This is a genomic window from Pseudomonas sp. H26/SER47-MNA-CIBAN-0231 (assembly GCF_040310465.1).
Classification (GTDB): Bacteria; Pseudomonadota; Gammaproteobacteria; order Pseudomonadales; family Pseudomonadaceae; genus Aquipseudomonas; species Aquipseudomonas atacamensis.
Genome location: NZ_JBEOPW010000005.1, coordinates 318379 through 340012, shown reverse-complemented (window position 1 = coordinate 340012; position 21634 = coordinate 318379). Strand labels below are relative to the sequence as shown.

Here is a 21634-nt window from a genome sequence, read left to right as displayed (position 1 = left end):
AGTGAGCCCATTCTAGGACGCCACTAAACCCTCGTCGACCCGGCGCCGCTCAAAGGACCCAGCGCTCCCGGCGCAAAATCCTGACGCAAATCATTCAGCGCAAATTGCAAATGCGTCATCCTCGCGGACTTTTTGCCTCTACGCTTCAGAGGCCAACGCCCTGACAGCGGAGTGTCCCGTGTTTGCAAATCTGTTGATCATCCTCGCCTCATCCCTTGTGGTGATTGCCCTGTTCCGGCGCCTGCGACTGCCGCCGGTGCTGGGTTACCTGTGCGTGGGATTACTGGTCGGGCCGAACGCATTCGACTGGGTCAATGAGAGCGAACATCTGCCGGATGTCGCCGAGCTGGGCGTGGTGTTTCTGCTGTTTTCGCTAGGCCTGGAGTTTTCCCTGTCGAAGATGATTGCGCTGCGTCAGGTGGTGTTTCGCCTCGGCAGTCAGCAAGTGCTGATCAGCGCAGCGCTGCTCGGCACCCTGTTGATGGGCCTGGGTATGCCGCTGATGCCGGCGCTGTTGCTCGGTGCCGGTTTATCGCTGTCATCCACGGCGATCGTGACCAAGGAGCTGGGCAGTCTTGGTGAAGTGTTCAGCAGCCACGGCCAGAACGCGGTCGGCGTGTTGCTGTTTCAGGACGTTGTCGCGGTATTGCTGCTGACACTGGTTCCGGTCTTCGCCGGCACCAGCGAGCAGGCCTGGTATTGGGCCTTGCCGCTGACCTTGGGCAAAACCGTGGTGCTGTTCTTCGGCCTGCTGCTCGCCAGTCGCTGGTTGCTGCCACGGCTGTTTCATGAGGTGGCGGCCTCGCGCTCTGCGGAGCTGTTCGTCCTGCTGGCGCTGGTGATCGTGCTGCTGACTGCCTGGCTCACGCACTTGTTGGGGCTGTCGCCTGCACTCGGCGCTTTCCTCGCCGGCATGTTGCTCGGGGAAAGCCATTATCGGCACCAGATCGAAGCTGACATCCGGCCCTTTCGCGACATTCTGCTCGGCGTGTTCTTCGTCAGCATCGGCATGCTGATCGACCTGCAATTGTTTGTCAGTCACAGCATGTTGATCATCGGCCTGACGCTGGGCCTGATGCTGATCAAAGGCATCGTGGTCGCGCTGCTGGTGAAGTGGCGCGGCAGTGACAGCGAAACCGCATGGCGCAGCGGTCTCGCCCTGGCCCAGGGCGGGGAGTTCTGTTTTGCCTTGATGGCGCAGATGCAGCAGAACAGCCTGTTGCCGGCCGAACCGGGCGCCCTGCTGCTCGCGGCGACGTTCTGTTCGATGCTGCTCACGCCACTGCTTTTGCGTGCGGCGCCGCGCATCGCCGCCGTGCTGCACCGCAAGCCCAATCAGGAAGCGCAGATCGAACAAATCAGCGCGCTCAACGCCGACCTCGACCAGCACGTGGTGATCTGCGGCTACGGTCGCGTCGGCCAGTCCATCGGCCGCTTCATGGGCAATGCCGGGCAAGCCTATGTTGCGCTGGACAACGATCCGGTGCGGGTGCAGGAAGCCGCATCTGCGGAAAGCGACGTACATTACGGCGACTCGGCGCGTGGCGATCTGCTTACTGCGGTTGGCCTGTTGCGCGCCAGGCTGCTGGTGATTGCCGTGGATCAAAGTGACGTGGCGTTGCGCATTCTGCGCGAAGCCCGGCGACTCAACCGACAGGTGCCGATTCTGGTACGCACCCGTGACGACAGCCAATCGGCGGAACTCAGAGCCGCCGGCGCCACCGAGGTGGTGCCGGAGCTTCTGGAGTCGAGCCTGATGCTCGCTTCACACGCGCTGATCATGCTCGGCCTGCCCGCGCACAAAGTGCAGGAGAAGGTCGATCAAGTGCGTATCGATCGCTATCGCCTGCTCCACGGTTTCTATCCCGGAGCCAATGATGAGGAAATCTAGTCCTGACTCACCGCGCCGATCTTGTGCAGCGACAGGTCGGCGCCGTAATACTCTTGTTCCTGACTCAGGCGCAGCCCATGCAATGCCTTGATCGCGCCGTAGACGACGAAGCCTCCGACCAGCGCGACCGCGACGCCAAGCGTAGTGCCGATCAACTGGCTGATCAGGCTGACACCGCCCAGGCCACCCAGCACAGACTGACCGAAGATGCCGCAGGCAATCCCGCCCCACACGCCACACAAACCATGCAGCGGCCAGACACCCAAGACATCATCGATACGCCATTTGACTTGCGCAGCGGTAAAGCACCAGACAAACAAGGCTCCGGCAATCGCGCCCGTTACCAGCGCACCGACCGGATGCATCAGGTCGGATCCGGCACAAACCGCCACCAATCCCGCCAACGGACCGTTATGCAGAAAGCCCGGGTCATTGCGCCCAACGATCAACGCCGCGACGGTACCGCCGACCATGGCCATCAGCGAGTTGACCGCGACCAGGCCACTGACGCCTTGCAGCGTCTGCGCGCTCATCACGTTGAAGCCGAACCAGCCGACAATCAGGATCCACGAGCCCAGTGCGAGAAACGGAATGCTCGACGGCGCGAACGCGACCAGGCGTCCATCGCGATAGCGACCATTGCGCGGGCCGAGCAGCAGAACAGCGGCCAACGCCAGCCAACCGCCCACGGCATGCACCACCACCGAGCCGGCGAAATCATGGAATGCCGCGCCAAACTGCGCCGTCAGCCAACCTTGCAAGCCGAAGTTGCCGTTCCAGATCAGCCCTTCGAAAAACGGATAGATAAACGCCACGATCAGCGCCGTCGCGCACAACTGCGGGACGAAACGCGCGCGCTCGGCAATGCCGCCGGAAATGATCGCCGGGATGGCGGCAGCGAAGGTCAGCAGAAAGAAAAACTTCACCAGTCCGTAGCCATGGTCAGCCGTGAGCACCGCTGCCGGTTGCATGAAGGTGACGCCATAGGAGATCCAATAGCCTATAAAGAAATAGGCCAGGGTCGAGACGGCGAAGTCGCTGAGGATTTTCGCCAGCGCGTTGACCTGGTTCTTCTGCCGGACCGTGCCGACCTCCAGAAAGGCGAAACCGGCGTGCATCGCCAGTACCATCACCGCACCGATCAGAATGAACAACGTGTTGGAGCTGTGAACCAGCGTGTCCACAGCGCTTTGCAGATTTTCCATGAGGAGGCAGACCCAAGGCTAAAAGGCACCAAAGCGGTTCATACAGGCATTTCATGCACCAAATTACGACTCACCAGTCATTCAACGGCAGGGTCGATGAACTGATTTGGCGCATGAATCGATGTCCGAACACGAACCGCCGGCAAATGAATTAGAGTTTTTCTGCTTGGACGCCCGGCAACAGCGCACCTACGCCGAGCGACGCACCACGACACAGCAAAAGTTGTACCAGGCATTTGCACTGAACCTTCGCGCAAGGCTCATACTCGAACGCTTCAAAGCCACCTACGGAGATCCACCCATGGCCAGCATCAAGGCAAAGACTGCTCAAGAAATCCTGATGAACGACTTCCAGACTCTGGTCGCCGACACCGAACGCTTGCTCGAACACACCAAGACCCTCGCGGGTGATCAGGCCGATGAGCTGCGTGCCCAGATTCATGACAGCCTGCTGCGTGCCCGGGAAACCCTGAAGGTGACCGAAGACACCCTGCGCGAACGCGGTCAGGCGGCGGTCACCGCTACTGAAGACTATGTATCGGCCAACCCATGGCAATCGGTGGGCATCGCTGCCGGCGTCGGCTTTCTGATCGGCCTGCTGGCAACTCGGCGCTGATCATGTCGATCGGTGAATCCGGCCCGACTGCGGGCACCGCCTCCTCCACGCGTCGCCTCGGCGCCGCCGTTCTGGGCCTGCTGCACAGTCATGTCGAGTTGTTCGGCATCGAATTGCAGGAACAGAAATCACGCACCGTCAGCCTGCTGCTGTTCGCCGGCCTGGCGCTGGTGTTTGCCCTGCTGTTGCTGGTAGGTCTGTCGACGCTGGTGATGATCATCTTCTGGGACACCTACCGCCTGGCAGCGATCATCGGCCTATGCGTGTTTTACACGCTGGCGTCGATCTTCTGCGGCCTACGCCTCAAAGCGGCGATTTTCGATGAGTCCTCGCCTTTCCACGGCACGCTCGAAGAGCTGGCCAACGACCGGGAGCGCCTGCTGCCATGAGCCTGCCTGAACTTCCGCACAACAGCTCGCGCCGGGAAATGCGCAAGGCGCTGATCCGCCTGCGCATGGAAATGCACCGTCAGGAGATCCGCCACGAAACCGCGCAAGTGCTGCAACCGTTGCAGCGCATGCGTGGCATGAAGCAGAACGTGCAGGATGGTTTCGGCATCAAGCATGCGCCGTTGTGGGGCGTGGCGGCGGTGACGCTGCTGGGCTTCCTCACCGGTAAAGGCTCGAAACGCAGCGGTGGTGGCGGTTTGACGCGACTGCTGCGTCTGGGCACGACGCTTGGGCCGCTGATCAGACTGGTCATGCACAGCTCAGGCAAACGCTGAATCGCCCTTCTGGCTACATTCTTGCAGTAGCGCCGGGATGAATCTCCTTATCGGGAGATTCCATCCCGCGTGCCTATCCGGCAAGCGCGGCCAAACCAAAAACAAGATTAAGGACTTGCCGTGATCGACGGGCAACCGCTCGCCTGTTTTCAGCCTTTCATCGATACCGCCACCGGCCGCATTGCAGGCGTCGAAGCATTGGGTCGCCTGCGTCAGAGCGATGGTCAACTGACCTCGGTAGGACCGTTGTTCGCCGATCCGCGCACGCCGGCCACTGCCTTGCGCCGTCTCGACCGGCAAATCCGTGATCACGCCCTCAGCCGCCTGCATGAAGCGCCGGCCGAGTGGTTTCTCAGTCTGAACATGTCGCCACGCTGGATCAGCCGCCTGCGCGCCGATCAAGCGCTGCCAAGCCTCAAGCAACTGGCGCGACACCAGGTTGATCCGCAGCGCATCGTTTTCGAAATCACCGAACTGGGCGGTAACAGCGAACGCTTGGCCCACGTGGTCGGGCGCTACCGTGACGCAGGGGCAAGAATCGCCATTGATGATTTTGGCGCAGGCTATTCGCAGCTGGATCGGGTACTGGCCCTGCAACCGGACATTCTCAAGCTCGACATGCGCCTGTTTCAGGCTGCTGCCCTCGGCGGACCGAGCAGCGATGTGGTCAAGGCTCTCGCCCAGATGGCCGAGAAAACCGGCTGCTGGATCATCGCCGAAGGCGTCGAAACCGAAGCGCAGCTGAATTTCGCGCTGGAGTGCGGCTCGCGCTATGTGCAGGGATTTCTCTTCGCCCGGGCACAAGAAGAATTCTTCGCTACCGATGCCTTCGTTGCGCATTTCGCGCAATTGCGGCAACGCTACGTGAAGCAGAAACTCAGCGAGCGCGGGCGGCTGATGCAAATGCGTCAGCAGCTCAGCGAGCTGATGGCGATTCTGCAGCAATGGGCGCAGGCCCGGGCGCCGCTCAGCGCCTTGCCGCAATTGCAGGCGTTTCCCTGGCTGCTGCGCTTTTATCAGTGCGACCGCCACGGCACGCAACTGACGCCCAACCTCGAATGGCGCCATGACGGCTGGTTCGCCGATGACCGCTATCTGGGACACAACTGGTCGTGGCGACCGTACTTCTATCATCTGCTGGCCGAAGGCTGGGAAGAACGCCGCCTGACCCTGTCGAACACTTATCGCGATGCCACCAGCAACCAGTATTGCCTGACTGCGGGGCAGTTTTTCGATAACGGCGAACGGCTGTTGCTGATCGATATCGATGCGGCGGGTCTGTAGTTCCGCTTGCAGGCGCGCAGCCGAACCGGGAAGCTAGGGTGATCAGTCACCAGACGGAGAGAATCAGCCTTGGATTGGCCTACCCTGCTCAACCGCGAACGCCTCGGCAAGCCGCTGCACAGCCCGCAAGAACTCGGCCGCAGCCCTTTTCACAAAGACCATGACCGCATCATTTTCTCCGGTGCCTTCCGCCGCCTCGGGCGCAAGACCCAAGTGCACCCGGTCACCAGCAACGATCACATTCACACCCGCCTGACCCACTCGCTGGAAGTCAGCTGCGTCGGCCGCTCGCTGGGCATGCGTGTCGGTGAAACCTTGCGCAGCGCGCTGCCAGACTGGTGCGACCCGGCCGACCTCGGCATGGTCGTGCAATCGGCTTGCCTGGCGCATGACATCGGCAACCCGCCGTTCGGCCATTCCGGCGAAGACGCCATCCGCCACTGGTTTCAACAAGCCGCCGGGCGCGGCTGGCTGGACGGCATGAGCGAGGCCGAGCGTGGTGATTTCCTCAATTTCGAAGGCAATGCTCAAGGCTTTCGCGTGCTGACGCAGCTGGAATATCACCAGTTCGACGGCGGCACGCGCCTGACCTACGCGACGCTGGGCACCTATCTGAAGTACCCGTGGACCGCGCGCCACGCCGACTCCCTCGGCTACAAGAAACACAAGTTCGGCTGCTATCAGAGCGAGCTGCCGCTGCTCGAACAGATCGCTCACAAGCTCGGCCTGCCGCAAATCGAAGACCAGCGCTGGGCACGCCATCCGTTGGTGTACTTGATGGAGGCGGCCGATGACATCTGCTATGCGCTGATCGATCTCGAAGACGGTCTGGAAATGGAGTTGCTCGAATACGCCGAAGTCGAGTCACTGCTGCTCGGTCTGGTCGGCGACGATTTGCCGGAAACCTATCGCCAGCTCGGCCCGCAGGATTCCCGGCGGCGCAAACTGGCGATCCTGCGCGGCAAGGCCATCGAGCACCTGACCAACGCGGCGGCGCGGGCATTTGTCGAACAACAGGATGCTCTGCTCGCCGGCACGCTGCATGGCGATCTGGTCGAACACATGCACGGGCCGGCGAAGCGCTGCGTGTTGAACGCCAAGGACATCGCGCGCAAGAAAATCTTTCAGGACAAACGCAAGACCCTGCATGAGATCGGCGCGTACACGACGCTGGAGATCCTGCTCAATTCGTTCTGCGGCGCCGCGCTGGAGCAGCACAACGGTCGCACGCCGTCGTTCAAGAGCCGGCGCATCCTCGATTTGCTTGGCAACAATGCGCCGGATCCGCAGGGTTCGTTGCACAGCTCGTTTCTGCGCATGATCGATTTCATCGCCGGCATGACCGACAGTTACGCCAGTGACATGGCACTGGAAATGACCGGGCGTTCAAGCCACTGAGTCTGGTGGGGTCAGCCGGTCACTGATCTGACCGGCTGACCACCATGAGAGTTTTCGCTGAATGCCCCTGTGAACCAGGTGAGATTCAACTACGCTTGACCCATTAACCCGATCAAATAAACACCGCTAATTAAACGCAACTTTAAACATCGACAAATAATTGAATATCAATATTGGCCTTCGGATCATTTCAATCTTCGGCCAATTGATTGCTCGCCCTTCCTTACGCCGAACCTAATTTCAACGTAGTCTCTTTCCTCATTACGCGTAGGATTAATCCGATAACGTAGTCGCGACACTACCAGTCCATGCGAGTGCTCATGCATCTGAGCTAAGGTGCGCGCTTTATTCATGCTTGCATGGGACTCTATTTATGAACTCCGTTTTTATTGTGGACGATCATCCGGTCATCCGCCTCGCCGTGCGAATGCTCCTGGAACATGAAGGCTACAAGGTCGTCGGCGAGACCGATAACGGTGTCGATGCCATGCAGATGGTCCGTGAATGCATGCCCGACCTGGTCATTCTCGATATCAGCATCCCCAAGCTGGACGGCCTCGAAGTGCTGGCCCGCTTCAACACCATGGGTTCGAATTTCAAGATTCTGATTCTGACGGCGCAGTGTCCTACGCTGTTCGGCATTCGTTGCATGCAATCCGGCGCATCGGGATATGTCTGCAAGCAGGAAGACTTGAGCGAATTGGTCAGCGCAATCAAAGCGGTACTTTCCGGTTATAACTATTTCCCCAGTCAAGCGCTTAATCCGGTGCGCGCCGACGACACTCGATACGCTGAACTTGAACTGTTCAAATCCGTCAATGACCGCGAACTGATGGTATTGCAGTTATTTGCTCAGGGACGTACCAACAAGGAAATAGCCAAGGGCATGTTTCTGAGCAACAAAACCGTCAGCACTTATAAAAAGCGTCTGATGCAAAAACTCAAAGCCAGATCCCTTGTAGAACTTATCGAGATGGCCAAACGTAACGCACTCGTGTGAGACTCCGCATGCCCAGCCGTGTAAAGGACTACCTGATTGCCTTGAGCGCTGTTCTGTACCTGAGCGCCAATGCCCTCGCCGCGCCAAGCGCTTCACCGGACTATGCATTGCTCAGCCGCTCGGCCACCGAGGCCGTGCAAACTGTCCTGCAGCCGTCACAACGGCAATGGCTGCAGACTCGCAGCGAACTGAAACTGGGTACCTCCGCACCTGATTACCCGCCATTCGACATGACCGTCAGTGGCCAGGACTACGAGGGACTGACCGCCGATTACGCTGGGATTCTCGGTCAGGCCACCGGTTTGCCGATTCGCGTGCAACGCTTTCCCTCGCGCGAGGCTGCAATTCGCGCCTTGCTCGATGGCCAGATCGACCTGCTTGGCACAGCCAACGGCTACGAAGCAGGCAATGCCAACCTCGCGCTTTCCAGACCCTATGCGGTCGATCAGCCGGTACTGGTAACCCGCGAGGACGAAACCCGCTCGCTGACCGAAGGCCTCGCCGGGCTGCGCCTGAGCATGGTGTATCACTACCTGCCGGTGCCCGAGATCAAAGCGCTGTATCCCAAAGCGCTGATCACTTGCTATCCGTCCTACCAGAACGCAATCAACGCGGTGGCCTTCGACCAGGCCGATGTGTTTCTCGGCGACACCCTCTCCACCCATTACATGATCAACAAGGGCTATCTCAACAATGTCCGTATGGCCAACTTCGGCAAGCAGGAAGCCCATGGCTTCAGCTTCGCCGTGCGGCGCAGCAATCCGCAGCTGCTGGGCATCATCGACACGGTGCTCGCAGCGATCCCGGGCAGTCAGCGCGACGACATCGCCAAGCGCTGGAGCGCCGGCAGCGACCTGCTGCTCACTGACAGAAAACTGCAGCTGACTGATCGTGAGGAAAACTGGCTCAAGCAGCATCCCGTCGTCAGCGTGGTGGTCAATGAAGCTTACGCACCGTTGACCTTCTTCGACAGCGCCGGCAATTTCCGCGGCATCAGCGCCGACCTGCTCGAGCTGATCCGCTTGCGTACCGGCCTGCGTTTCGAAATCCAGCGCAGTCGCAACGATGCGGAAATGATCAGGCAGATCGACAATCACAAGGCCGATCTGATTGCCGCCCTGCTGCCCAGCGCCGAACGTGAAAAAAACCTGAATTTCAGTCGCCCCTACCTGGAAAACTCCTACGTGCTGCTGACCCGCAAAAGCGCCGACAGCCCGACCAACTTGGCCCAACTCAAAGGCAAGCGTCTGGCGATCGCCCAAGGCAATCCGCTGGTCGCCTACTTGCATGAGAATTTTCCGGGCATCGAACTGATCGAAACCCCCGACACCTTCAGCGCCGTGTCGATGCTGGCCGACAATCACGTCGACGGCGCGGTGAACTCGCTGGTGATCGCCAACTATTTCATCTCATCGCGCATATTCGATCGGCCACTGCAAATCACCACCACCATCGGCACCAGTCAGGCCGCCTTCTCGCTGGCGACCGCCCGTGACAACACCGAACTGGCCTCGATCATCAACAAGGCGCTGCTGAGCATCGCTCCCGAGGAGCTCGGCGTGATCAACGGCCGCTGGCGAGGTTACTCCACGGCATCACAGAACATCTGGCAAAACTACCAGCGCCTGTTCTACCAAGTAGTCGCAGCCGCCGGCCTGATCCTGCTGCTGTTGTTGACCTGGAACGCCTACATGCGCCACCAGATCAAACAACGCCAGGCTGCCGAACGAGCACTGAACGATCAACTGGAGTTCATGCGCTCGCTGGTCAACGGCACGCCGCACCCGATCTACGTGCGAGATCGCCAGGGTCTGCTGCAAAGTTGCAACGACAGTTATCTCGAAGCGTTCAACGCCAGACGCGAGGACATCATCGGCAAAGGCGTGATGCAGGGCACCCTGAGCAACGCGTGCGAGGCCGAGGCATTCCAGGCCGATTACCAGAGAGTCATTGCCGAAGGCACTCCGTTGATCCTCGACCGGCCCCTGCACATCGGCAACCGCCGGTTGACGATTTACCACTGGATTCTTCCCTACCGCGACTCCAGCGGTGACGTTCAAGGGATTATCGGCGGCTGGATAGACATCAGTGAACGCCGCCAATTGTTTGAAAAACTGCGTGCAGCCAAAGAACAGGCGGATGAGGCGAACCGGGCCAAAAGTACCTTCCTGGCAACCATGAGCCATGAGATCCGTACGCCGATGAACGCCGTGATCGGCATGCTCGAACTGACCCTGCGACGCATCGATCCGCAACACCCCGATCGCGCATCGATCGACACGGCCTACCATTCGGCCAAGGATCTGCTCGGGCTGATCGGCGATATCCTCGACATTGCCCGCATTGAGTCGGGACGTCTGAGCCTGTCCCCGGAGTGGATCAATCTGGTCGACACAGTAACCTCCGTTGCACGCATATTCGACGGCCTCGCGCGGCAGAAAAACCTTGCCTTGCAAGTCGTCTTCAACCCGCCGCACCCGGCTGTGGATGTACATCTGGATCCGCTGCGCTTCAAGCAGGTGCTGTCCAACCTGGTCAGCAACGCTATCAAGTTCACCGAAAGCGGCCACGTGCGGATCACCCTCGACCTGATCCCGGCAGACGCTGCTGGTCGAATATTGATGCAACTGACCGTGCAGGACAGCGGCTCAGGCATCAGCGCCGAAGATCAACAGCGCTTGTTCGAGCCATTCTCGCAGGCGGAAAACGGCAGTCGGCAGGCAAAAAACGGCGCCGGACTGGGGCTGGTCATCAGTCGCAACCTGTGCGAAATGATGGGCGGACAACTGCAGTTGAGCAGCCAGCCCGGCATCGGCACTCAGGTGTGCATATCGCTGCCGCTGGACAGCCTGCCGGCAAAGGCGAATCCGCCGAAAAGCGAACCGATGATCAAGCCTGCGACAACGCCGTTACATGTCCTGGTTGTCGACGACCATCCAGCCAACCGTTTGCTCATGTGCCAGCAACTGGAGTTTCTCGGACATCGCTTCAGCATTGCCGAAGATGGCTGCAGCGGCCTCGAGCGGTGGAAGGCCGATCATTTCGATCTGGTGATCGTCGACTGCAACATGCCCTTGATGAACGGCTACGAGATGACCCGTGGGATTCGCCAGCTTGAACTGCAAAACCATCGCCCGCCGTGCACCGTGCTGGGTTTCACCGCCAATGCCCAGCCGGAAGAAGTCCAGCGCTGCAAGCTCGCCGGCATGGACGACTGCCTGTTCAAACCGTTGAGTCTGACCCTGCTCGGACAGTGGATCGACGGCATCACGCCGGCTTCACCGGCCTCGGTGTTCGATCTGCAAAGTCTGAGCTTGCTGACCGGCAACAACCCCGGGCAAACCCGACGCATGCTGGTGGAGCTGCTCAAGAGCAGCCGCCTCGACCGCGAGGAACTGCTCAGGCTGTCACCCGAGGATGATCGCGAAGCGCTGGCGGTGGTTGCGCACAAGATCAAGGGCGCAGCACGCATCGCGCAGGCCTCGCGGTTGATCGAATGTTGCGATGAGCTTGAGGCCGCTTGCGAGCAAGCGCTCGCATCACAGGAGATTGCCCGTCGCTGGGCGGCAACCAGCCAGGCGATGCTCGAACTGGCGCAGGCCCTGCAGCAGCAATTGACCCTGGCCGATCAAGGCACAGTCAGCGAGTCTTAACTATGCTTGGACGCTGAGCAGTGAGTTAAACATTCATGGAGAGCCTGCAATGCACAGCCCACTGCGCCCCGAGCAACGCCGGTTGCCGCTGCACGTGCACATCAGCGTCATGTTCACCTTTCTTTTATTGCTCACGGGCGTGGTGCTGGGCCTGTTCAATTACCACCAGACCACGCAGATCATCCTGTCGAGCAGCGAAAAGCTGTTTGACCGCATCGAGCAGGATGTACGCCTCGATCTGCAGGCAACCTATCAGCCGATCCGCAACCTGCTGAGCCTGCTGGCAGACACCCCGGCGGCCCAGGCGAGTAGTCTGGAACAACGCCTGCCGTTGCTCAAACCCTTCAGCCAGTCGCTCACCGACAACCCGGCGCTGGCATCGCTGTATCTGGGTTATACCAATGGCGATTTCTTCATGGTGCGCGCGCTGCGCACTCCGGCTCTGAAGGCACAGCTTCAGGCGCCGGAAGCGGCGGCCTATCAAGTCTGGAGCATCGAGCACGAGCCGCAAGGCACTGTACGCTCGCAATCACTGTTCTTTGATCAGGCGCTGACGCCGCTCAGCCGCCGCGATCATCCAGGCGAGCCATACGATCCGCGCAGCCGGACCTGGTTCAGCGACGCCCTGCAACAGGCCGGGCAAATCACCACCGAGCCCTATGTATTTTTCTCGACCCACAATGTCGGCACCACGCTGGCCCGGCGCAGCGGCGAGAACGCGGTGATCGGCGCCGATCTGACCCTCGCTTCGCTGTCGACCGCCCTGGGCAAGCACCGGGTCACGCCTTCGACAGAGATCGCATTGTACGACACCGATGGCAACGCCGTGGCCTACCCCGACAGCCATCGCCTGATCATCGATGACCGCACTGCGCGTCTGGCCAGAGCGGCCGATCTCAGCCCTGAGCTGAACGCGCTGCTCAGCTCCGACACGATCGGCAAGCGTCTGCAAGTAAACGACCGGCAATGGATCGTCGCGCGCACCAGCATTGAGGAAGGCGGGCCGAAAGGCCTGCAACTGGCGCTGCTGGTGCCGGAAGACGAATTACTGGTGGATGCGTTCCGGATGCGCTGGCAAGGCGCGCTGATCACCCTGGCCATCCTGTTGCTGTGCCTGCCATTGGGCTGGGTGATTTCGCGGATTCTGGTCAAGCCGCTGCATGCCTTGGTCAAAGAAGCCGACGCGATCCGCAGCTTCGACTTCAGTTCTCCGCTGGCGCGCCGCTCGCCCGTACTGGAAGTCGATCAATTAAGCCTGTCGATGGCGCGGATGAAAGAAACCCTCGGCAGTTTCTTCCGCATCACCGACAGCCTGTGCGCCGAAACCCGTTTTGCCCCGTTGCTCGAACGCGTGCTGTTCGAAACCGTACAGATTGCTCAGGCACAGGCCGGTCTGATCTACCTGCGCGAAGCCGACGGCGCGCGCATGGAACCCTATGGACTGGTGATTGATGGCGTGCCGCAGAAGCTGGAGGCGTTCGACATTCAGGGACGCGAGCTGCATAAAAACACTGGCCCGGCGTGGTTCGAGCAACTGGCCAGCGCCAACAATACCGTCAGCCATCTGGGCTTTGATCAGGCCGGCGACTTGCAGAAAATCCTCTTGGCCATGGAATCACCGCGCATTCACCTGATCGGCATCCGCTTGCACAACCAGCACAATGAAACCATCGGCCTGCTGGTTCTGCTGGTCAATGACAGCGGCGCGCCGGGCGATCTGGAAAAGCTGCGCCCCGACCGTATCGCCTTCTTGCAGGCGGTGTCCGGCGCGGCGGCGGTGAGCATCGAAAGTCAGCGTCTGCAAGCGCGGCAGAAACAACTGCTCGACGCCTTCATCCAACTGCTGGCCAGCGCGATCGACGCCAAGAGCCCCTACACCGGCGGCCATTGCCAGCGGGTGCCGGAATTGACGCTGATGCTCGCCCAGGCTGCTGCGGCAAGCCATGACCCGGCGTTCAGCGGCTACCAGCCGAGCGAGGATGAATGGGAGGCGTTGCACATCGCTGCGTGGCTGCACGATTGCGGCAAGGTCACGACGCCGGAATACGTGGTCGACAAAGCCACCAAGCTCGAGACCATCAACGACCGCATCCACGAAATCCGCACCCGCTTCGAGGTGCTCAAGCGTGACGTGTGGATCAACTACTGGCAGACGCTGGCAAGCGGTGCAGACGAAGCGGCGCTGGCCCGCGACCGTGATAGTGAGTTGCTGATGCTCGACAACGACTTCGCCTTTGTCGCCCGCTGCAATCTCGGTGGCGAGGCCATGGCCGAGGCCGACCTGCAACGCCTCGAGCGAGTGGCGCAACGCAGATGGCTGCGCACACTTGATGATCGCCTCGGTGTGTCATGGGAAGAAAACCGCCGCCAGGCAAAAACACCGGCGGCGACGCTGCCCGTCAGTGAAACACTGCTGGCCGACAAACCCGAGCATCTGATCGAACGCGACAAGAACGAGCTGATCCCCGAGGACAACCCCTGGGGCTTCAAACTCGATGTACCCGCGTACAAGTACAACCGCGGCGAGTTGTACAACCTGAAGATCGCCCGTGGCACGCTGACCCGCGAAGAGCGCTACATCATCAACCATCACATGGTGCAGACGATCATGATGCTCAGCCACCTGCCCTTCCCCGGTCACTTGGACAGCATTGCCGAGATCGCCGGCGGCCATCATGAAAAAATGGACGGCACCGGGTATCCGAAACGGCTGAAGCGCGAGGAAATGAGCCTGCCGGCGAGGATGATGGCGATTGCCGATATTTTCGAAGCGCTGACTGCCGCCGATCGCCCTTACAAGAAAGCCAAGTCGTTGAGCGAGGCGCTGGGGATCATGGCGACCATGTGCCGTGAAGCGCACATCGATGCGCCGCTGTTCGGCCTGTTCATCAATGAGGGTGTGTACATGCAGTACGCGACGCGGTTTCTTGATCCCGCGCAAATCGACAGCGTGGATACGGCCAGCCTGTTGCACAAGGCTGGCCTCAGCGGTTGATCAGCAGTCGGTCAGGCGCAGGAAAATCGCCGCCAGTTGCTCGATGCCGGCCTGATCCTCGGCGCCGAAACGCGCCAGCTTCGGGCTGTCGAGGTCGAGCACGCCGATCAGGCGACCGTCCTTGACCAAAGGCACTACCAGTTCGCTGTTGGAAGCGCTGTCGCAGGCAATGTGGCCCGGGAAGGCATGTACATCCTCGACGCGCTGGGTTTGCAGACTGGCAGCAGCGGCGCCGCAAACACCGCGCCCGAACGGGATGCGCACGCAAGCGATCTGGCCCTGAAACGGGCCGAGCACCAGCTCTTCGTTACGATTGAGGTAGAAACCGGCCCAGTTCAAATCATCGAGCTGGTTGAACAGGAACGCGGAAAACTGCGCGGCATTGGCGATGAAATCGCGTTCGTCCGCCAGTAGCGATTCCAGTTGCGCGGCCAACATACCGTAGCCTTCGAGGCCCTGGCCGCTTTGTTGCAAATCAATCATGCCTTGTGCTCCAGCAATTTCAGTCCCACCCAGTAGCGGGCGAATTGATACGCGCAACGTCCGTTGCGATTACCGCGGCCGGTGGCCCAGCGCACGGCGAGGATGTCCAGTGCTTCGTCGCGCTGCCAGCTCAGGCCGGCCTTGGCGGCCAACTGGCCGATCCAGTGCTCGACGACGTTGAGAAAATGTTCCTGGGTAAACGGGTAGAACGACAGCCACAGACCGAAACGGTCAGACAGGGCGATCTTGTCTTCCACCGCTTCGCTCGGGTGCAGTTCGCCGTCGACGCGCTTCCAGTTTTCGTTGTCGCTTTCCTTTTCCGGCACCAGGTGGCGGCGGTTGGAAGTGGCGTACAGCAAGACGTTGTCGGGTGCCTGCTCGAGCGAACCGTCGAGCACGCTTTTCAGCACGCGGTAGTCGCCTTCGCCGGATTCGAACGACAGGTCATCGCAGAACAGCACGAAACGTTGCGGCAATTTGGCGACTTGCTCGACCACCCGTGGCAGGTCAGCCAAGTGATCGCGTTCGATCTCGATCAGACGCAGGCCGGCAGCGGCGTGCTCAGCCAGCAACGCACGCACCAGCGAAGACTTGCCGGTACCGCGCGAGCCCCAGAGCAAGGCGTGGTTGGCCGGCATGCCATCAAGAAATTGTTGTGTGTTGCGCCCCAACTGCTCCAGCTGCCGGTCGACGCCGATCAGGTCGGACAGACGCATGTCGAGGCTGACCTCCAGCGGCAACAGGTAGCCGCTGCGACCGTCACGCTGCCAGCGCGCTGCCAGGCATGTGTTCCAGTCAATGACGGGGCGCGGTGCCGGCAACAGTGGTTCGATTCGCGCCAGAACCGACTCGGCGCGTTCAAGAAAAGCATTCAATCGGGAATCCACGTCTTCTCCTCGGGCACTTTCACAGTGATGATGACGATCCAGCGACGACACACAGATAAAATCGCCTCAGCAAGCCTTGTTACAAGGCGATTCGGGAACCTCGGTATCCCTGCATGATCGACTATGCTTGAGCAGCGAAGGGAAACGGAAGTGGTTCAACAACCCATGGATATCAAATTCACCCACCGGCTGTCTTACAAGCAAGCCAGGCTTACCGTGCTGGTCGGGTTCATTCTGGGCACCCTGCTCAGTCTGCTGCAGATCGGCATCGATTATGCCAGCGAAGACGCTTCCATCAACCGGGAAATCCTCGCACTGCTGGAAATCAGCCACAATCCGGCCTCGCGCATCGCCTACAACATCGATGCCGAACTGGCGCAGGAGCTCACCCTCGGCCTGCTGCGCTCGCCGGCGATCATCGCCGCGCAATTGATCGACAACAACGAGACCGTCCTGGCCAACGTCAAACGCCCGGAACTGCAGAGCAGCTATCGGCTGATCAGCGACTTCCTGTTCGGCGCCAAGCGTCATTTCGAAGATCGCCTGTACCTCGACCATTTGCCCAACGAATCCCTCGGCGTCCTCAAGCTTGAAGTCGACACTTACGCCTTTGGCAGCCGCTTCTTGCGCCGCGCGGAAGTCACCCTGCTCAACGGTTTCGCCCGCAGTCTGCTGCTGACCGGCATCCTCCTGGCGCTGTTCTACGTGATGCTGACCAAGCCACTGGTGCGGGTCATCCGTGAGCTCAGCGGCCGCGACCCGCGCAGCGCCGAGCCGACCACGCTCGAGTGCCCGGCCGGCCACGGCAACGATGAGATCGGGGTGCTGGTCAAGGTCGCCAATCAGCAGTTCGAAAACATCGCCACCGAAATCCAGCAACGGCGCACCGCGGAAAACCGCCTGACCGAATACCTCGCGCAACTGGAAGACATCGTCTCGGCGCGCACCGCCGAGCTCAAGGCAATCAACGCCCGCCTCAGCCAATCCAACGAAGAACTGGAAGTAGCACGCCGCACCGCGCTGGACATGGCCGAAGCGCGTTCGGCGTTTCTGGCCAATATGAGCCATGAAATCCGCACACCGCTCAATGGTTTGCTGGGGATGATCGCGCTGTCGCTGGATGGCCCGCTCAACGCCGAGCAGCAGCAACAGCTGTCGATCGCCCACGACTCGGGCAAGGTGCTGGTGGAACTGCTCAACGATATTCTCGACCTGTCGAAATTCGACGCCGGGCAACTGGAGCTGGAAAACATCCCGTTCGACCTCGGCTCGCTGATCGAAGACACCGCCAACCTGCTCTCGCAGAACGCCGCGCCGAGCGTCGAGCTGACCTGCCTGATCGAGCCGCACTTCCCGGCGCTGGTACTGGGCGACCCGACCCGGGTGCGGCAGATCGTCAGCAACCTGCTGTCCAACGCGCTGAAATTCACCCGCTTCGGTCGGGTCGATGTGCGTCTGTCGGCGTACAAGGGTGGCGTGCGCATCGAAGTCTGCGACACCGGCATCGGCATTGCCCAGGAAGCGCAGGTGAAAATCTTCCAGCCGTTCACCCAGGCAGGCGCCGGTATCACCCGTCAGTACGGCGGCACCGGGCTGGGACTGGCGCTGACGTACAACCTGTGCGAGGCGATGCAGGGTCGGCTGACCATCAGCTCCGAAAGCGGCTTCGGCAGCCAGTTCTGCGCCGAACTGCCACTGCCCTCTCACACCCGCGCGCTGCCGCCGATACCGTTACGCGGCAAGGTTCTCGCCATCACCGCTGCCAGCAGTGGCTTGGCGGAATTGCTGAAAAGCCTGTTGCCGGTGTGGGGCCTGGAATACACGCAGCGCACCATTGATGATTCGCTGCTGGGCCTGAATCCGGATGTGCTGATCACCGATTGTCCGGAATGCCTGTTCGGTCTGCGCCCGAGCATCACTGCGCCGATTCTGCTGGTGACTGCTTACGGCAGTTTTCTGCCCAGCGAAGAAGCCGCTGCCCTCGCGCCCTTGCAGCAGCAAGCCCGGCCGCTGGCGCGCAACGCGCTGTACCAGCATCTGCGACGGATTCTGCAACCGGAGGTCGCCGCCCTCACCGAAGCGCAAGCGGACGCCTCGCCATCCGCGCGCCGGGGCAAGGTGCTGCTGGTCGAGGACAACCCGGTCAATCAACTGGTGGCAAAAGGCATGCTTGGCAAGCTTGGCTGCGATGTGGTGGTGGCGGGGCATGGCGCCGAGGCGCTGGATCAGCTGGAGTTCGCCGATTTCGATCTGGTATTGATGGACTGCAACATGCCGGTGATGGACGGCTATGAAGCCAGTCGGCAGATTCGCCAGAGCGGGCGCTGGCCGAATCTGCCGATTGTCGCGCTGACCGCCAATGCCATGTCCGAGGAACGCGAACGCTGCCGCGCGGCGGGCATGAGTGACTATCTGGCCAAACCGTTTCGCCGCGAAGAACTCGCCGCGCTGCTCGATCAGTGGATGCCGACTACGCCAGCGCTTTGATTTCTCCGAGCAAGTGATCGAGGCCGGCGCGCAAGTCGTTGAGCCGGTCCAGATCAACGCCACTGTCGCAGAGCAGGCGAGCTTTCAGCGGACCGACCCGCTCGCGCAATGCGGCTCCGGCAGGCGTCAGGCTCAGGTGCATCTCACGTTCGTCGCGCGCCGAGCGCCGACGCCGGACCAGATCGATCTGCTCCAGACGCTTGAGCAATGGCGTCAACGTCCCCGAGTCCAGCGCCAGACGTTCGCCCAAGGCCTTGACCGTCGGTTGCTCCGGCGCAGCATCCTGCCATTCCCACAGCACCAGCATCGCCAGGTACTGCGGGTACGTCAGGCCCAACTGATCGAGCATCGGCTTGTAGGCACGAATCACCGCCCGCGAGGCCGCGTACAGCTTGAAGCACAACTGGCTGTCGAGCTTCAGCGAGTCACCCGGCTGGCTCATTTCAGCAAAGCTTCGATCTCGCCGCTCAGGTCCTGCGGCTTGGTCGTCGGGGCGAAACGCTTGACCAACTGGCCATCCTTGCCGATCAGGAACTTGGTGAAGTTCCACTTGATGCCCTGCGAGCCGAGCAGGCCCGGGGCGCGCTTCTTCAACTGCACGAACAGCGGGTGAGCATCGGCGCCGTTGACGTCGATCTTCTTGAACAGCGGGAAGCTGACGCCGAAATTCAGTTCGCAGAACTCGCTGATGGCGCCCTCATTGCCCGGCTCCTGTTTGCCGAACTGGTTGCAGGGGAAACCCAACACCACCAGCCCCTGGTCCTTGTAGGTCTGCCAGAGTTCTTCGAGGCCCTTGTATTGCGGGGTGAAGCCACACTTGCTCGCGGTATTGACCACCAGCACGGCTTTTCCGGCGAAATCGGCCAAGGTCTTTTGCTCGCCCTTGATGGTGGTGCACGGGATATTCAGCAGGTTGTTGCTCATGGGTCGGCTCCGCAATGGTCAGGAAGCGCAAACATAACGAGCAATTGAATTGTGTGCAATCTAATTGCTTGATAAAAAGGCGACGCGATGTCGCCTGTTTCGGTTATTCCCGCGGCTCGAGATTCAGGCACACCGAGTTGATGCAATAACGCAAGCCAGTCGGTGGCGGGCCATCCGGGAACACGTGCCCCAGATGCGCATCGCATCGCGCGCACTTCACTTCAGTGCGGATCATGCCGTGGCTGGTGTCGCGGATCTCAGTCATCGCGCTATCGCCGATCGGCGCGTAAAAGCTCGGCCAGCCGCAGCCGGAGTCGAATTTGGTCTTGGAGTCGAACAGCGGCTCGTCGCAGCAGACACAGTGGTAGACACCGTCGGTTTTGGTGTCGTTGTATTTGCCCGAGAACGGACGCTCGGTGGCACTCAGACGGCAGACGTTGTATTGCTCGGGGTCGAGCATGGCACGCCATTCTTCCAGGGTTTTCTGCAACTTTTCCATCATCACACCTCAGCGGCTGAAAAAGCCCGATCTGTACCTTTTCCACGGATCGGGCGGCACGTATGATTGCGCCTCGTCACGCGCCAGTCTGGCAGCCAGACCGGGCGCATTCAAACGGATTCTGAGCGCAAAAGCGCCAGACCTCCGCCTGTGCGAAGACGCAGCAATCCCAGTACGGTTGTCCATTTGCCGCCTGGATCGTTCATTTTCGGGATCACATCGCCATGCAGTTCAGCAAATCGAACAAGCTCGCCAACGTCTGCTACGACATTCGCGGCCCGGTGCTCAAGCACGCCAAACGACTGGAAGAGGAAGGCCAGCGCATCCTCAAGCTGAACATCGGCAACCCGGCGCCGTTTGGTTTCGAAGCGCCGGACGAAATCCTCCAGGACGTGATCCGCAACCTGCCGACTGCGCAGGGCTACAGCGACTCCAAAGGCCTGTTCAGCGCGCGCAAGGCGGTGATGCAGTACTACCAGCAGAAGCAGGTTGAAGGTGTCGGCATCGAAGACATCTATCTGGGCAACGGTGTGTCCGAGCTGATCGTGATGTCGCTGCAGGCGCTGCTCAACAACGGCGACGAAGTGCTGGTGCCAGCCCCGGACTATCCGCTGTGGACCGCTGCCGTCAGCCTCGCTGGCGGTAACGCTGTGCATTATCTGTGCGACGAAGGCGCCGACTGGTTCCCGGATCTGGCCGACATCAAGGCCAAGATCACCCCGAACACCAAGGCCATGGTGATCATCAACCCGAACAACCCGACCGGTGCGGTGTACTCGAAGGAAGTGTTGCTGGGCATGCTGGAAATCGCCCGGGCGCACAATCTGGTGGTGTTCTCCGACGAGATCTACGACAAGATTCTTTATGACGACGCCGTGCACATCTGCACCGCTTCGCTGGCGCCGGACCTGCTCTGCCTGACCTTCAACGGCCTGTCGAAATCCTACCGCGTGGCCGGTTTCCGCTCCGGCTGGATTGCCATTTCCGGGCCGAAACACAACGCGCAGAGTTACATCGAAGGCATCGACATGCTGGCCAATATGCGCCTGTGCGCCAACGTGCCGAGCCAGCACGCGATCCAGACCGCGCTGGGCGGCTACCAGAGCATCAACGATCTGGTGCTGCCGCAGGGTCGCCTGCTGGAGCAGCGTAACCGCACGTGGGAACTGCTCAACGACATTCCCGGCGTCAGCTGCGTGAAGCCGATGGGCGCGTTGTATGCGTTCCCGAAAATCGACCCGAAGGTCTGCCCGATCCATAACGACGAGAAATTCGTGCTTGATCTGCTGCTTTCCGAGAAGCTGCTGGTGGTGCAGGGCACAGCGTTCAACTGGCCGTGGCCGGACCACTTCCGCGTGGTCACCCTGCCCCGCGTCGATGATCTGGAAATGGCCATCGGCCGCATCGGCAACTTCCTCAAGTCCTACCGCCAGTAATGCGCCAGCAGTGCGCAACGGATTGGCTGTTGCGCACTGTCTGATTCAGCAACACATCTTTGCTCAGCGCCTTTGCAGCCCTTCTACACTTGCGATGCGAGCCGTACAGACGTATCTGACCTAATGGCGGCGGGGCGAAAGGCTGTGTCATC

At 60.6% G+C, this 21634-nt stretch carries 17 protein-coding genes; 11 read left to right on the top strand and 6 right to left on the bottom strand.

From position 1 onward, the window contains the following. Positions 1-178: 178 nt before the first annotated feature. Complete coding sequence (locus tag AAEZ10_RS11020; RefSeq protein WP_350569166.1) at positions 179-1891, top strand: cation:proton antiporter; 1713 nt, start codon at positions 179-181, stop codon at positions 1889-1891. Here AAEZ10_RS11020 and AAEZ10_RS11015 read toward each other — a convergent pair. Next, positions 1888-3096: an ammonium transporter gene (locus AAEZ10_RS11015; protein WP_130929301.1), complete on the bottom strand. Its 1209-nt coding sequence runs from the start codon at positions 3094-3096 to the stop codon at positions 1888-1890. The genes AAEZ10_RS11020 and AAEZ10_RS11015 overlap by 4 nt on opposite strands. 301 nt (positions 3097-3397) lie before the next feature. Between AAEZ10_RS11015 and AAEZ10_RS11010 the strand changes: the two genes are divergently transcribed. From AAEZ10_RS11010 to AAEZ10_RS10975, 8 genes are all read left to right on the top strand, one after another. Continuing rightward, positions 3398-3712, top strand: a complete 315-nt coding sequence (locus tag AAEZ10_RS11010; RefSeq protein ID WP_016770842.1) for an ElaB/YgaM/YqjD family protein — start codon at positions 3398-3400, stop codon at positions 3710-3712. 2 nt (positions 3713-3714) lie between these two features. After that, positions 3715-4101, top strand: coding sequence for a phage holin family protein (locus AAEZ10_RS11005; protein WP_008079909.1), 387 nt, complete (start codon positions 3715-3717; stop codon positions 4099-4101). Next, on the top strand, positions 4098-4436 hold the full coding sequence (locus AAEZ10_RS11000) for a hypothetical protein (protein WP_041478436.1): 339 nt from the start codon (positions 4098-4100) through the stop codon (positions 4434-4436). The genes AAEZ10_RS11005 and AAEZ10_RS11000 overlap by 4 nt, the downstream gene beginning before the upstream one ends. Before the next feature lie 120 nt (positions 4437-4556). Next, positions 4557-5720 (top strand): EAL domain-containing protein, encoded by a 1164-nt coding sequence (locus tag AAEZ10_RS10995; RefSeq protein ID WP_016770845.1) that lies wholly within the window; start codon positions 4557-4559, stop codon positions 5718-5720. A 69-nt stretch (positions 5721-5789) separates the two neighbouring features. Then, entirely contained in the window at positions 5790-7118 is a 1329-nt protein-coding gene (locus AAEZ10_RS10990) for a deoxyguanosinetriphosphate triphosphohydrolase (protein WP_016770846.1), read from the top strand. Positions 7119-7491: 373 nt separating this feature from the next. After that, entirely contained in the window at positions 7492-8118 is a 627-nt protein-coding gene (locus AAEZ10_RS10985) for a response regulator transcription factor (RefSeq protein WP_016770847.1), read from the top strand. 8 nt (positions 8119-8126) lie between these two features. After that, positions 8127-11771: a transporter substrate-binding domain-containing protein gene (locus AAEZ10_RS10980; protein ID WP_350569162.1), complete on the top strand. Its 3645-nt coding sequence runs from the start codon at positions 8127-8129 to the stop codon at positions 11769-11771. A gap of 49 nt (positions 11772-11820) precedes the next feature. Beyond that, positions 11821-14766, top strand: a complete 2946-nt coding sequence (locus AAEZ10_RS10975) for an HD domain-containing phosphohydrolase (RefSeq protein ID WP_350569160.1) — start codon at positions 11821-11823, stop codon at positions 14764-14766. Here AAEZ10_RS10975 and msrC read toward each other — a convergent pair whose 3' ends face one another. Together msrC and AAEZ10_RS10965 are read right to left on the bottom strand one after the other, a co-directional pair. Next, positions 14767-15249 (bottom strand): free L-methionine (R)-S-oxide reductase MsrC, encoded by a 483-nt coding sequence (msrC, locus tag AAEZ10_RS10970; protein ID WP_016770850.1) that lies wholly within the window; start codon positions 15247-15249, stop codon positions 14767-14769. Then, entirely contained in the window at positions 15246-16136 is an 891-nt protein-coding gene (locus tag AAEZ10_RS10965; RefSeq protein ID WP_016770851.1) for an ATP-binding protein, read from the bottom strand. Before AAEZ10_RS10965 ends, msrC begins: the two co-directional genes overlap by 4 nt. Before the next feature lie 165 nt (positions 16137-16301). Here AAEZ10_RS10965 and AAEZ10_RS10960 point away from each other — a divergent pair, with 165 nt between their 5' ends. Next, positions 16302-18623: a hybrid sensor histidine kinase/response regulator gene (locus AAEZ10_RS10960; protein ID WP_073472439.1), complete on the top strand. Its 2322-nt coding sequence runs from the start codon at positions 16302-16304 to the stop codon at positions 18621-18623. Here AAEZ10_RS10960 and AAEZ10_RS10955 read toward each other — a convergent pair. From AAEZ10_RS10955 to msrB, 3 genes are all read right to left on the bottom strand, one after another. Continuing rightward, positions 18607-19065: a MarR family winged helix-turn-helix transcriptional regulator gene (locus AAEZ10_RS10955; protein ID WP_151550691.1), complete on the bottom strand. Its 459-nt coding sequence runs from the start codon at positions 19063-19065 to the stop codon at positions 18607-18609. The genes AAEZ10_RS10960 and AAEZ10_RS10955 overlap by 17 nt on opposite strands. After that, positions 19062-19547 (bottom strand): glutathione peroxidase, encoded by a 486-nt coding sequence (locus tag AAEZ10_RS10950; protein WP_071173117.1) that lies wholly within the window; start codon positions 19545-19547, stop codon positions 19062-19064. The genes AAEZ10_RS10955 and AAEZ10_RS10950 overlap by 4 nt, the downstream gene beginning before the upstream one ends. A gap of 103 nt (positions 19548-19650) precedes the next feature. Beyond that, positions 19651-20046 carry a peptide-methionine (R)-S-oxide reductase MsrB gene (gene msrB / locus AAEZ10_RS10945; protein WP_095182199.1) on the bottom strand — a complete coding sequence of 132 codons (396 nt, stop codon included), beginning with the start codon at positions 20044-20046 and terminating at the stop codon, positions 19651-19653. 224 nt (positions 20047-20270) lie between these two features. Here msrB and AAEZ10_RS10940 point away from each other — a divergent pair, with 224 nt between their 5' ends. Further along, entirely contained in the window at positions 20271-21482 is a 1212-nt protein-coding gene (locus AAEZ10_RS10940; RefSeq protein ID WP_016770856.1) for a pyridoxal phosphate-dependent aminotransferase, read from the top strand. Positions 21483-21634: the final 152 nt, after the last annotated feature.